We start from the raw sequence: 13,813 nt of genomic DNA, 5'->3' as shown, positions 1-13,813 counted from the left end.
TGCCTGATATGGACGGCGACAAGCCGAAACGGTCGAAGGTCAAGCGCTATCCGATCGGCTTCTTTCACATCGATATTGCCGAGGTGCAGACCGCCGAAGGCAAGCTCTACCTGTTCGTCGCAATTGATCGCAGGAGCAAGTTCGCCGTGACCCAACTTGTCTACAAGGCCGATAGGAAGACAGCCTGGGAAGTTCTTTCAGCACATGCTCGAAGCCGTTGCCCTACCAGGTTCACACCACTCTCACCGATCGAGCCATTGGACTGCCGTTGGTCCGAGCGACAATGGCGAGGGGCATCCAATTTTCCGAGCAGCCTCGGAGTCGGAACACCATCTCCTCCAGGCCCACGCGCTTCGACATGTGTTGCGAGGCCAATGGCATTGAACACCGGCTGACAAAGCCAAATCACCCTTGGACCAACGGGCAAGTCGAGCGAATGAACCGAACCATCAAGGAAGGTGAAGCGGATCAGAAAACGATCCGGGGGATCGCTTTCCCGCTGAACGTCAAGCGCTTCCATTATGACAGCAGGCACGAACGACCGATCTCGCTGCCAGTTCTGCAGGGCTTTTGCCTCCCCGCAGGAGGGCTGTCGGCAAACCACGGGGTTAAACCCGGCGACGTGGCAGCGGGATCCTTCCCAATGGAAAAGGAAAACGCGGGTTCGCTGCAGGTCGGCAGGATCGCAGGGACAGCGGGCACCGCAGTTCATCGAGACATGATGCCCGCTGCGGCTGAGAAACGGGCCGAAGGCGATCCGGGCTACATCTAAAGCCGCGCGCTTCAAGGCGAGGGAGGCGAGAGGCAGGAGGAACGATCCGTGGCCCCGACCCCTGTCGCCGAGCGCACCATGCGGAAACACCACTGGCGACGGGCCGCAGGACCGGGCTAGATGGCAGGGGGAGGACCGTCATGAGCCATATCCTTGCCATCGACCAGGGCACCACCTCGTCGCGCGCAATCGTTTTCGACCGCAACCTCGCCATCCGCGCCATCGCGCAGGAGGAGTTTCCCCAGCATTTCCCCGCTCCGGGCCATGTGGAACACGATCCCGGCGACATCTGGCTGACGGTCGCGGGCACCATGCGGCAGGCGGTGGAAAAGGCCGGGCTGACCGGCGCCGACATCGCCGCCATCGGCATCACCAACCAGCGCGAAACCACGCTGCTCTGGGACAGGCGCACGGGCCAGCCGTTGCATAACGCCATCGTCTGGCAGGACCGACGCACCGCTCAAAGCTGCGCCCGGCTCCGCGATGCAGGCCATGAACGGCTGGTGACGGAGCGGACGGGCCTGATCCTCGACCCCTAATTCTCGGCGACGAAGCTCGCCTGGCTGCTGGACACAGTCCCCGACGCCCGGGAACGCGCCAGGCGTGGGGACCTCGCCTTCGGCACGGTGGACAGTTACCTCGTCTGGCGGCTGACGGGGGGTGCGGTGCATGCGACCGACGCCACGAACGCCGCGCGTACCATGCTGTACAACATCCATGAAAACCGCTGGGACGAGGAGATTTGCGGCCTGCTCGACATTCCCCTCTCCCTGCTGCCGGAGGTGCGGGACTGTGCCGCCGACTTCGGCACGGTGCGGGAGGATCTGCTGGGCCGCGCGATCCCCATCCTCGGTATCGCAGGCGATCAGCAGGCGGCGACCATCGGGCAGGCTTGCTTCTCCCCGGGCATGGTCAAGGCGACCTATGGCACCGGCTGCTTCGCGTTGCTGAACACCGGCGATATGCCCGTGGCCAGCCACTCCCGCCTGCTCACCACCATCGCCTACCGTCTGGACGGGCAAACGACCTATGCGCTGGAAGGGTCGATCTTCATCGCCGGAGCGGTCGTGCAATGGCTCAGAGACGGTCTCCGCCTCATCCGGCGGGCGGAGGAGACACAGCCCCTTTCCGAAGCCGCCAACCCGGCGGAGCGGCTGATCCTCGTCCCCGCCTTCACCGGCCTCGGCGCGCCCTATTGGAAGCCCGAAACGCGGGGCGCGATCTTCGGTCTCACCCGGGCATCAGGCCCTGCCGAATTCGCCCGGGCCGCGCTGGAAAGCGTGGGCTACCAGACGCGCGATCTCATGGAAGCGATGCATGCCGACTGGGCGGGTTCGGGAACCCCGCCCGTTCTGCGCGTCGATGGCGGGCTTTCCGCCTCCGACTGGGGAATGGCCTTTCTGGCCGACATCATCGGCGCGCCGGTGGATCGGCCGGAGGTGCTGGAAACGACCGCCCTCGGTGCGGCATGGCTCGCGGGGCAGAGAGCGGGCCTTTGCCCGGGACAGGAGGAATTCGCCCGGGCCTGGGCGCTCGACCGCCGGTTCGAGCCGCAGATGGCGGCCGAGGAACGCAACAGCCGCTATGACCAGTGGAAGGCTGCGGTGGCGGCCGCCATCGCCGTCCCCTTCGCCTGAAATCAGAGCAACCGAACCTGTGTGCCGATCGGTGCCAGGCCGTAAAGCTCCTCGATGTGCTCGTTGTAAAGGCCGACGCAGCCGGAGGAGGAAGGCCGCCCGATCTTCCGCGTATCCTGCGTGCCGTGGATCAGATAGGCGGGCCACGTCAGATAGAGCGCATGGGTGCCGAGCGGATTGTCCGGCCCCGGAGGCATGTAGTGCAGGCTCGGATCGCGTGCGATCATGTTGGCCGTCGGCGTCCAGTCCGGCCCGATACGCTTGCGGACGACCTCGGTGAAGCCGGTGCGGGTCAGTTCGTCGCTCATCGGCACGGAACTGGGATAGATCCGGTATTCCAGCCCGTCGCCAGACCAGAAGTGCACAGCACGGGAATTGAGGTCGGCGACGATCACCCCCTTGCCCAGCGTGGCGAAATGGTCCTGCCAGCGGTGGGTGACAAAGCTGGAAATATTGCGCCGGTGGCTCGGTGCGCGGACGTTCGGCTCCTGCGCGCGCGCCAGCGCGGGCGCGAGGAACGGCATGGCAAGCACCCCGAACAGGAGGCCGCGTCGCGTGGCTGGAGTGGTCATGATAGTCCTCGGTTCTGTCCCGCCTTTCGTGGCGGTGTGGTGGCGATAGTCGTATCCGTTTGTATTCACAAGGTTTGGCACCGCCCCGACCCCCTTTTGGCTCCCTTGCTGGCATGGTCGGCGCGAATATTCCCGTCTTGGCCGGAAGCTATCTCCTGCGGCGTGGGGGGCCATGCGGCGAAATGTCCATCCCGATCACATCTGCGGGTCTCTTGCGCCTCTTTTCCGCCCGGTGGATCGCCGCCCTTGACGCCCTCCGTCTCCGTCTTACCCTTGGCGCGCGCCCGAAGGAAAAGGCAGAACAGATGACCGACCAGAATCGCCAGCCCGACGGCGCGATATCTCGTCCCTCTCCCGATGAACCGGGATATCCGGGGGCCGAGTCCGGCGGGGGCACCCGCCGCGATCCCGCCACAGCGCAGCCGGGCACGGGCGCAGCGGATGATCACGCCGGTCCGCATCCTGCCCGGGACGATCCCCCTGTCCATACTGGCGCGCACAGCCATGGGGAGCACGACCGGCTCGAGCACAGCCACGACACACATTCCTCCGATTCGGACGGCGGGCATCCCGATCACGGCGCGCTACATCCCGGGCCGGCAGCCCTCGATCCGGCACCCTCAGGGTCGGCACCCGCAGGACCGGCACCCGCAGGACCGGCAGCACCCTCCGCGCGGGCAAGCCACACCGCAAGGGATGACGCGGCACATGGCCACGGATCACACGGCGACGGATCACACGGACACCAAGGCCATGACCACTCCCACGCGCCGGCGGTGACGGGCTCCAACGAGAAGCGGATCCTCGTCGTTCTCCTGATGACGGCGGGATATGCGCTGGTACAGGTGGTGGGCGGCCTGCTTTCGGGGTCGCTCGCGCTTATCGCCGATGCGGGGCACATGGTGTCCGACGCGGCGGCGTTGCTTCTCGCGCTCGTCGCCTACCGGGTTGCGCGGCGGGCGGCGAATGCGCGGGTCAGCTACGGCTACCACCGGGTCAGGGTGCTCGCGGCGCTGGTGAACGGCGGCTCGCTCCTGTTGCTCGTCGGCTGGATCGCGTGGGAGGCGGTCCTGCGCTTCCGCCAGCCGGTGGAAGTACTGGCAGGGCCGATGCTCGCGATCGCCGTGGTGGGCCTGGTGGTCAATATCGCGGGGGCGCTGATCCTGCATCGTGGTGGCCAGCAGGATCAGAACCTGCACGGCGCATTCCTGCATGTGCTGGGCGATCTTCTGGGATCCGTCGGCGCTATCGCCGCCTCCATCGGCATCATGCTCACCGGCTGGATGCCGCTGGACCCGCTGCTCTCGCTTCTGGTGGCGCTGCTGGTGCTGCGCTCGGCATGGCTGCTGGTGAGGGAGTCCGTGCTCGTACTGCTGCAGGCGACCCCGAAGAACCTCGATCCGGATGAAGTTCTGGCCGAAGCCATCCGCATCCCCGGCGTGGCGGAGGCCGCGCACTTCCACGCCTGGACCCTGACCGACACCACCATCGTCGCCACGCTGCACGTCACGCCCGCGCCCGGTGTCGATCCGCTGGACCTGCCGCCCCGCGTCAGCGCCCATCTGCGCAAGCGGTTCGGCATCGACCATGCCACCGTGGAAGTCGACCGCCCCGGCGCCATCCGCGCCGCGGCAGAACACGCGCGCGCGCCTTGACCGCCTGATCCCGTCTCCTAACAGGCTGCCGAAAAAGTCCGAAGCGTCATGCCTCCGCGCCGGAAATCGGCCCGGAAGTATGTGGATTTCGCCAGGTTGCCAACGATTTCCGCTCCAATACAGGCCAAAGCAAACACGGGCCAAAGCCTTTTTCAGCAGCCCGCCAAAGGCGCGCGCAGGCTCACTTCCGCTTCATCGCCTCCAGCAGTGCTGCACCAAGCGCGCCGTTGCCCCCGCCGTCTGAGCGATCCACCATGCCGCTCCGCGGGCTGCCAGCCTTCTTGACATCGGACGGGCTGCCCTTGCGCGGCCCGTTCTGGCCCGGTTTCCCCCTGCCTCCCGCGCCCCTTTCCCCCGGGCCCCTTTCTCCGGGGCCCCTGTCGCCGATACCCCCGCCGCTCCGCTCCGCAGACCGCTCCCGTCCGGCTTCCGCCCCCGCGTTGTCCTTCCGCATGGTCAGACCGATCCGCTTGCGCGGTACGTCCACCTCTGTCACCCGGACGGAGACCACATCCCCCGCCTTAACCACCTCATGCGGATCCTTGATGAACCGGTCGGCAAGCTGGCTCACGTGGACTAGCCCGTCCTGATGCACGCCGATATCCACGAACGCTCCGAAGGCCGCGACATTGGTCACCACCCCTTCAAGCCGCATGCCCGGTCTGAGGTCGGAGATCGTCTCCACCCCCTCGGCAAAGGTGGCGGTGCGGAACTCCGGGCGCGGATCGCGGCCGGGTTTCTCCAGCTCCGCCAGAATGTCCCGCACCGTCGGCAGGCCGAACCGCGCGTCGGTGAACTCCGCCGGGTCCAGCCGCCGCAACGCCTCCGGCTCCCGCACCAGCGCCCGCAGGTCGCGCCCGCTGGCCGTGACGATCCGGCGCGCGACATCATAGGCCTCCGGGTGCAAGGCGGAAGCGTCGAGCGGCTCCTTCCCCTCGCGTATCCGCAGGAAGCCCGCGCATTGCTCGAACGCCTTCGGGCCAAGGCGCGCGACCTTCAAAAGCTCCCTCCGGCTGGCGAAAGGCCCGTTCTCGTCCCGGTGCTGGACGATGGCCTGCGCCAGCCCCGGCCCGATCCCCGCCACGCGGGAGAGCAAGGGGCGCGAGGCGGTGTTCAGATCCACTCCCACCCCGTTCACCGCATCCTCCACCACACCGTCCAGCGCGCGGCCCAGCCGGTGTTCGTTCACGTCATGCTGATACTGGCCGACGCCGATGGATTTCGGCTCGATCTTGACCAGCTCCGCCAACGGATCCTGAAGGCGCCGCGCGATGGAAACCGCGCCCCGCAGCGACACGTCCAGCTCCGGAAATTCCTCCGCCGCCAGCGCCGAGGCGGAATAGACCGACGCCCCTGCCTCCGACACGACCACCTTCATCGGCTTCTTGCCCGGCAGTCCGGCCAGCAGATCGGCGACCATCTTCTCCGTCTCGCGGCTGGCCGTGCCGTTGCCGATGGCGATGAGGTCGATGTCATGCCGCGCGATCATCGCCCCAAGCACCGCCTGCGCGCCCCGCAGGTCGCTTTTCGGCGGGAAGGGATAGACCGTCGCCGTCTCCAGAAGCCGCCCCGTCGCATCGACCGCGGCGACCTTCACCCCCGTGCGGATGCCCGGATCGAGTCCCAGCGTGGCCCGCCCGCCCGCCGGCGCCGCAAGCAACAGATCGCGCAGGTTCCGGGCAAAGACGCGGATAGCCTCCTCCTCCGCCCGGTCGCGCAGCTCCCCGAACAGGTCGATGGAAAGCGTCGTGCGCAGCTTCACCCGCCACGTCCAGCCGGCCACATCCGACAGCCACAGATCGCCCGGCCCGCGCCCCGCGACACCCAGCGCCGCGCGCACCATCCCCTCGGCCCGGCCTTGCCCCGGCGCGGCCTCGCTGTCCACCTCGAGGTCGAGCGTCAGGATCTCCTCGTTCCGGCCTCGGAACATGGCCAGCGCGCGGTGACCGGGGACGGATTTCCATGGCTCCACATGGGTGAAATAGTCGGAGAACTTGGCCCCCGCCGTCTCCTTGCCCTCCACCACGCGGGAGGCGACGCGCGCCTCCGCCCGCAGATGGTCGCGCAGCCGCCCGATCAGCGCCGCATCCTCCGCCAGCCGCTCGGCGATGATGTCGCGCGCGCCTTCCAGCGCGGCCTTCGGCTCGGGCACGGCCTCGCTCACAAACCCCGCGGCCAGCTCGGCGGGAACGGCCCGCCGGTCGGCAAGGATCGCATCGGCCAGCGGTTCCAGCCCGTTCTCCCGCGCGATCATCGCCTTGGTGCGGCGCTTGGGCTTGTAGGGGAGGTAGATATCCTCGAGCGCGGCCTTCGTCTCCGCGCCCGCGATCTCCGCCTCCAGCGCCGGGGTCAGCTTGCCCTGATCGCGGATGGAACCGAGGATGGTGATGCGCCGCGCCTCCATCTCCCGCAGATAGGCCAGCCGTTCCGCCAGCGTGCGCAGTTGCGTGTCGTCAAGTCCGCCCGTCGCCTCCTTGCGGTAGCGCGCGACGAAAGGCACGGTGGCCCCACCGTCCAGCAGCGCCACCGCCGCCGCCACCTGATCGGGCCGGGCCGAGATGTCGCGGGCGATGGCTTGCGCGATGCGGCGGGCAGGGTCGATAGGTGTCATTGCGGTCTCCTTGGCTCTCCCCTTCTCCATGACAGTGAAGAGCGCGGAGACGCAAGGCGGCTCGGTGGCCGGACGGCAAAACGCCGCCATCGGGAAGAGCGTCGGTCATATGCCGGAGGAAGCCGCCGGGGGGGTCGCTCCATCGCTAGGAGCAGGACGACCCAAGGCCGTGGTAAAATGTGAAAGCGAGCGCCTCCTCCCGCGCGGGGGCGCAGGATCCGCATCTCGTCCACAGATCTCAGCCCGCGCGATATCCGGGCTATGTGTGATAGAACGTGGGATGCCTGTGAACGCCGCCGCAGCGAGGGCGACGCCCCGCCCTCTACCGCTACCGGAGACCGCCCCGCCCGCCGGAAGCGGACATGGCGCGATGTCCATCGCGCCGGATTTCAGTCGAAATGCTCGACCGCATCGGCGGCACCCGCCACCCAGTAGCCCGAGGCCTTGACCCAGTGCTTCGGCAGGCCAAGCTCCTCCAGAAGATAAGCGCGGAGCGCCCGCGTCACCGACGCCTCCGCCGCGATCCAGACAAAGCAGCGCGGGCCAAGCTCCATCTCCCGCAGCGGGGCGAGCAGCCGCTCCGCCAGCACGGCCTCCGCTTCCGGGCGGTGGATCCAGCGGATATCGGTCGCGGCGGCGGTCTCGAAGCTCTGCTCGTCCTCCGGCCCCGGCACGGCGATGAGCGCGGCAACGGGCGTGCCCGCCGCCATCTCCTCGATCCGCCGCCCGATCGCGGGCAAAGCGGTTTCATCCCCGATCAGCAGCCAGCGCTCGATATCGCCCGCGATGACCTGCGACCCGCGCGGCCCGCCGATGGTCAGTCCCGACCCCTCCACGGCTGAGAGCGCCCAGTCCGTCGCAGGGCCCGCCTCGTGCAGGGCGAAGTCGATCACCAGCTCCCCTTGGGCCGCGTCATAGCGCCGGGGCGTATAATCCCGCCGTTGCGGCTCGCCCTCGGCCGGAAGCATGATCTTCACATGATCGTCCGGCGCGGCGCTGTAGAACCCCTCCAGCTCAGGACCGGTCAGGGTGATGCGCTGCATATGCGGGGTCAGCCGCTCCGTTCGGGCCACGGTCAGTTCGCGGCGCTTCAACTCGTGGCGGATGCGCTCGATCCGCGGCTCGGCGTGCTGCCCGGCGATATCGCTCATGGTCTTCATCCTTCCTGCCGCAGCGGCGCGGCCAATCCGTCAGGACCGGCTGTTCGGCAGATCCCGTCCTGTTGCCGCCTCTGCGCGACAAAATCGTAGTATTATTGTCAACAATACAGGACCGCGTCAAGCGGATGACTTCCCCGCCCCACCTTCCGCGATCCGCAGGCACACCCGAACCGCCGCGGCCATATCCTGTACGCTGACCCATTCGAGCGGGCCGTGGATCTCCTGCATCCCGGTAAACACGTTCGGCGCGGGCACTCCCATCTCCGTCAGGCGCGAGCCGTCCGTGCCTCCGCGGATAGGCACCGAAACCGGCTCCAGCCCCTCGGCCCGCACGGCGGCGCGGGCGATCTCCACCGGCGTCATGTCCTTTTCCAGCCAGTAGCGCATGTTGCGATACTGCGGGCGGATATCGCACACCACCCGCGCCCGCGGCTCCGTCGCCTGCACCGCGGCGGCCGCCTGCCGCAGCAGATCGCCCTTGGCCGACAGGCCCTCCAGTTCAAAGTCGCGCAGGATCAAGCGCAGCTCCGCCTTGGCCGCGGTACCGGTGATTTCGTAGAGATGCAGGAACCCCTCCCGCCCCTCCGTCACCTCTGGCGTCATCGTCGCCTGCGGCAGAAGCGCCACCAGTTTCGCCGCCAGATGCAGGGCATTCACCAGCTTGCCCTTGGCCCAGCCGGGATGGGCGGAGACCCCGGTGATGCTGACAATCGCCCCGTCCGCCGAGAAGCTCTCATACTCGATCTCGCCCAACCCGGCACCATCGAATGTATAGGCGAAATCCGCGCCGAGATCGGCGGGCAGCCGCTTGTCCACACCGCGGCCCACCTCCTCATCCGGCGTGAAGGCCAGCCGCAGCTTGCCATGCCTTATCTCCGGGTGCGACAGCAGATGCCGCGCCGCCGTCATGATGATCGCCACCCCCGCCTTGTCATCGGCGCCGAGCAGCGTGGACCCGCTCGCCGTGATGATGTCGTCGCCCATCTTGGTTCCAAGATAGGGCGACACCTCCGGCGACAACAGCAGATCGGGCGCATCGGGATAGGTGATCGGCCCACCGTTGTACCCCCGGTGGACGCGCGGTTTAACCCCCGTCGCGTTATAGGCAGGCGCGGTATCCACATGGGCAAGCAGCCCGATCACCGGAGCCCCCTCCGCACCCGGAGTCGCCGGAACGGTGGCCAGCACGACACCATAGTCGGTAATGGTCACATCCGACGCGCCGATCTCGCGCAGTTCCTCCGCCAGCAGACGCGCCATGTCGAGCTGGATCGCCGTGCTGGGGGAACTCTCCGAGCGTTCGTCGCTCTGGCTGTCCACCTGCACATAGCGGACAAGCCGCTCTTCCACGTCACGGTCGAAATCGGTCATTCTGTCCTCCGGGCATCTCAGGGGATGAGCCGCCGAAGCGCGGGCGAAGTCAACCCGCCCTGCCCCGCCCTTCTTCCGAAACCCCGGGGCCGTACGCGGAGAGGGCGGCATCCCACTGGCCCGGCGCAAACTACCGCGTGGCCCGATCCTGTGTTGGAGCGATGACACAGAACGCCCCCGAAGCCCGGCTCTCCCCTCGCGGAGGAGAGCAATCGCCCGCCGCGCGAAGCTCCCCAATGGCGCAGCGTGGCGGGCGATTGCGGGAGGCAAAGGTGAGAGCGTCACCAGAGTGTGCCCCTGCTGACGCAGATCGAAAAGACGGCGAAGCCCGGTGAACCTACAGCTATCCCCGACCTCAAGAAATCGGACATGGTCCCGGAGGGATCCGTGATAGGCAGATATCCCGCCGAATTCCGTCAGATCGCGAAGGATTTTTGCTCCTCCGCTGATCTTCGGTCTGCTAGCGGCTATCCGACAGGATCATCGCCGCCGCCTTCTCCGCGATCATGATCGTCGGAGAGTTGGTGTTGCCGCTGGTGATCGTCGGCATGACAGAGGCATCCGCCACCCGGAGCCGGCCAATACCTCTGAGCCGCAGCCGGGGGTCCACGACGGACCCATCGTCTCCGCCCATGCGGCACGTGCCCGCCGGGTGAAAGATCGTCGTGCCGATCTCTCCCGCCGCACGACGGAGGTCAGCATCGCTCTGGTAGTCCGGGCCGGGGCGGTATTCTTCCGGGCGGTATTGCGCGAATGCGGGCTGGCTGGCAATCCTGCGCGTCAGCCGGATCGCGCGCGCAGCCACCGCAAGATCGCCCTCGGTCGAAAGGTAGTTGGGCCGGATCGCGGGAGGGCTGCGATAGTCGCCATTCACCGCCCGGACCTCTCCCCGGCTCTCGGGGCGCAGGTTGCAGACGCTCGCCGTCATCGCTGGGAATGCGTGAACCTTGTCGCCGAACTTGTCGAGGCTCACCGGCTGGACATGGTATTCCAGATCGGGCGTCGCCTTTTCCGGGCCGGAGCGGGTGAAGATCCCCACCTGGCTTGGCGCCATCGACATCGGGCCGGAGCGTTTGAGCGCATATTCCAGCCCGATCGACGCCTTGCCGAACAGCGAGGACGCCTTTTCGTTCAGCGTGGGCACGCCCGTCACCTTGTAGACAAGCCGCAGTTGCAGGTGATCCTGAAGGTTGCCGCCGACGCCCGCCACCTCCCGGATCGGATCGATGCCCGCATCGCGCAGCACCTCCCCCGGTCCGATGCCCGAGAGTTGCAGGATATGCGGAGAGCCGACCGCGCCCGCCGAGAGCACGACCTCCGCCCGCGCCCGCGCCACCTTCTCCTGGCCTGCGTGGTCATAGACCACGCCCGTCACCTCGCCGCTTTCGACCTGCAGCCGCTTGACCTGCGCCCCGGTCAGCACACGCAGGTTGGGTCGGCTCATCGCGGGCCGCAGGAAGGCTTTCGCCGCGCTCCAGCGGATGCCGGACCGTTGGTTGACGTCGAAATAGCCGCCACCCTCATTCGTGCCCGTGTTGAAATCGTCGGTGCGCGGAATGCCCGCCTCCACCGCTGCGTCAAGAAAGGCGTCCAGCACCTTCCAGCGCACGCGGGCTTTCTCCACCCGCCATTCGCCGCCCGCGCCATGCAGGTCGGAGGCACCCTTGTAGAAATCCTCCTGCCGCCTGAACACCGGGAGCACGTCGTCCCAGCCCCAGCCGGTGCAGCCGAGCTGCCGCCAGTGGTCGTAATCCGCCGCCTGCCCCCGCATGTAGATCATGCCGTTGATGGAGGAGGATCCGCCCAGCACCTTGCCCCGCGGATAGCCCAGCCTCCGCCCGTTCAGCCCCGGCACCGCATCCGTCTGGAAACACCAGTCGGTGCGCGGGTTGGCGATGCAGTAGAGATAGCCGACCGGAATATGGATCCAGTGGTAGTTGTCCCTGCCCCCCGCCTCCAGCAGCAGCACCCGATTCCGTTGGTCGGCGGAGAGCCGGTTGGCCAGCACGCAGCCCGCCGATCCCGCGCCGATGACGATATAGTCGTATTCTTCCATCTCGGCTCTCTGGATCAGATGTCGGGGAGGCCGTGACGGCCTCCCTCCTTGCGGTGTCCGGGGGCCGCGACGCCCCCCGTCGAAAGGATCAGTTCTCCGCCTTGAACCCGAGGCTCCGGCCGATGCGGGAGGCATAGAACTCCCCGATGATGCCGCGGCGGAACAGCAGCACGCAGACCATGAACACCAGACCCGTGACGATGGTCACCGGGAAGTCGGAGGTGGCGAGGTAGTTCTGCAGCGTCACCACCAGCCCTGCACCGAACACCGGGCCGAGGAAGGTGCCGATCCCGCCGAGCAGCGTCATCAGGATGACCTCGCCGGACATCTGCCAGGCCACGTCGGTCAGCGTCGCGAACTGGAAGACCAGCGCCTTCAGGCCGCCCGCCAGACCCGACAGCGCCGCCGACATCACGAAAGCGCCGAGCTTGTAGCCCGCCGTCGAATAGCCCAGCGAGATCGCCCGGTTCTCGTTCTCCCGGATCGACTTCAGGATCATGCCGAAGGGCGAATGCACGAACCGCCAGATGATCGCCATGCCGATCAGGAACACCGCCAGCACGAAGTAATACATGTTGAGCGGCTGGTTGAGGTCGATCATCCCGAACAGATGGCCACGCGGTACCGACTGGATACCGTCCTCACCATGGGTGAAGGGCGCCTGCAGACAGTAGAAGAAGAACATCTGGCTGAGCGCGAGGGTGATCATCGCAAAGTAGATGCCCTGCCGCCGGATGGCGATGGCACCCATCACCAGCCCCAGCAAAGCCGCCCCCGCGACCCCGGTCAGGATCGCAAGCTCCGGCGAGAAGCCCCAGACCTTCGCCGCATGGGCGGTGAAGTAGGCCGACCCGCCGAAGAAGGCCGCATGCCCGAAGCTGAGCAGCCCCGTATAGCCGAGCAGCAGGTTGAAGGCCGCAGCGAACAGCGCGAAGCACAGAAGCTTCATCACGAAGATCGGATAGACATAGAACGGCGCGGCCAACGCCAGCGCGAGCAGAACCAGCAGAAGCACGATGCGGATCGCGCTGGCCCGGGGATGGACCGCGACGGACACCGCCGCGGGAACGGAAGAACCATGTGCGGACATGTCAGGCATCCTTTCCGAAAAGTCCCGCCGGTCGCAGGAGCAGGACGATGGCCATGATGACGAAGATCACCATGTTGGAGGCTTCCGGGTAGAAGACCTTGGTCAGACCCTCGGCGATGCCCAGCATGTAGCCGGTCACGATCGCGCCCAGGATGGACCCCATCCCCCCCACGACGACCACCGCAAAGACGATGATGATGATGTTGGACCCCATGAGCGGCGAAACCTGGTACACCGGCGCGGCCAGCACACCTGCCAGCGCCGCCAGCCCCGCGCCGAGAGCATAAGTGAAGGTCAGCAGCAGCGGCACGTTCACCCCGAAGGATTGCACCAGCACCGGGTTTTCCGTCGCCGCGCGCAGATAGGAGCCGAGCTTGGTCTTTTCGATCAGGACCCATGTCGCGATACAGGCGACGAGCGAGGCTACGATGACCCAGCCGCGATAGATCGGCAGGAACATGAAGCCGAGGTTCACCGCGCCGGTCAACTGCGGCGGCGCCGGGTAGGGCTGGCCGGATGCGCCGAAGAAGTAGCGGAACGTCCCCTCGATCACCAGCGCCAGCCCGAAGGTGTAGAGCAGCCCGTAAAGGTGGTCGAGCTTGTAGAGCCGGGACAGCATGGTCTTTTCGATGATAGCGGCGAAAGCCGCCACGATCAGCGGGGCAAGGAGCAGCGCGAACCAGTAGTTCAGCCCCAGCTTGGTCAGCAGCAGCAGCGCCACGAACGCACCCAGCATGTATTGAGCGCCATGCGCGAAGTTGATGACCCGGAGCAGACCGAAGATCACCGCCAGCCCAAGCGACAGCAGCGCGTAGAAGGAGCCGTTGATGAGGCCGATCAGCAACTGGCCCATGAGTGCCTGGATCGGCACGCCAAAGAATGTCGTCAT

The 13,813-nt window shown here is 67.0% G+C and carries 8 protein-coding genes and 2 pseudogenes; 3 read left to right on the top strand and 7 right to left on the bottom strand.

Translation table 11 applies throughout. The features are described from left to right. Positions 1 to 457, top strand: a pseudogene (locus CG51_RS20810) (transposase family protein); the annotation flags it as partial. Positions 458 to 912: 455 nt separating this feature from the next. Continuing rightward, positions 913 to 2,409: pseudogene (glpK, locus tag CG51_RS16780) on the top strand (glycerol kinase GlpK). A gap of 2 nt (positions 2,410 to 2,411) precedes the next feature. Here the strand turns inward: glpK and CG51_RS16775 are convergent. Continuing rightward, the gene (locus tag CG51_RS16775; RefSeq protein ID WP_035746935.1) at positions 2,412 to 2,981 is read right to left on the bottom strand and encodes a L,D-transpeptidase; all 570 of its coding nucleotides are present in this window, start codon (positions 2,979 to 2,981) and stop codon (positions 2,412 to 2,414) included. Between the two features lie 305 nt (positions 2,982 to 3,286). Here CG51_RS16775 and CG51_RS16770 point away from each other — a divergent pair, with 305 nt between their 5' ends. Then, on the top strand, positions 3,287 to 4,636 hold the full coding sequence (locus CG51_RS16770; RefSeq protein ID WP_084695250.1) for a cation diffusion facilitator family transporter: 1,350 nt from the start codon (positions 3,287 to 3,289) through the stop codon (positions 4,634 to 4,636). A gap of 181 nt (positions 4,637 to 4,817) precedes the next feature. Here CG51_RS16770 and CG51_RS16765 read toward each other — a convergent pair whose 3' ends face one another. The 6 genes from CG51_RS16765 to CG51_RS16740 form a co-directional block, all read right to left on the bottom strand. Beyond that, entirely contained in the window at positions 4,818 to 7,247 is a 2,430-nt protein-coding gene (locus tag CG51_RS16765) for a Tex family protein (protein ID WP_084695249.1), read from the bottom strand. A 389-nt stretch (positions 7,248 to 7,636) separates the two neighbouring features. Then, positions 7,637 to 8,398: a siderophore-interacting protein gene (locus tag CG51_RS16760; RefSeq protein WP_088233837.1), complete on the bottom strand. Its 762-nt coding sequence runs from the start codon at positions 8,396 to 8,398 to the stop codon at positions 7,637 to 7,639. A 126-nt stretch (positions 8,399 to 8,524) separates the two neighbouring features. After that, the gene (gene pepT, locus CG51_RS16755) at positions 8,525 to 9,778 is read right to left on the bottom strand and encodes a peptidase T (RefSeq protein WP_035746933.1); all 1,254 of its coding nucleotides are present in this window, start codon (positions 9,776 to 9,778) and stop codon (positions 8,525 to 8,527) included. Between the two features lie 460 nt (positions 9,779 to 10,238). Then, the gene (locus tag CG51_RS16750; protein ID WP_035746931.1) at positions 10,239 to 11,834 is read right to left on the bottom strand and encodes a GMC family oxidoreductase; all 1,596 of its coding nucleotides are present in this window, start codon (positions 11,832 to 11,834) and stop codon (positions 10,239 to 10,241) included. Positions 11,835 to 11,922: 88 nt separating this feature from the next. Further along, complete coding sequence (locus CG51_RS16745) at positions 11,923 to 12,933, bottom strand: branched-chain amino acid ABC transporter permease (protein WP_423785214.1); 1,011 nt, start codon at positions 12,931 to 12,933, stop codon at positions 11,923 to 11,925. Then, a complete protein-coding gene (locus tag CG51_RS16740; RefSeq protein ID WP_035746929.1) occupies positions 12,926 to 13,813 on the bottom strand; it encodes a branched-chain amino acid ABC transporter permease in 888 nt (295 codons plus the stop codon). The genes CG51_RS16745 and CG51_RS16740 overlap by 8 nt, the downstream gene beginning before the upstream one ends.

The sequence above is a fragment of the Haematobacter missouriensis genome (assembly GCF_000740775.1).
Taxonomy (GTDB): Bacteria; Pseudomonadota; Alphaproteobacteria; order Rhodobacterales; family Rhodobacteraceae; genus Haematobacter; species Haematobacter missouriensis.
This window is presented reverse-complemented; position numbering and strand designations above follow the sequence as displayed.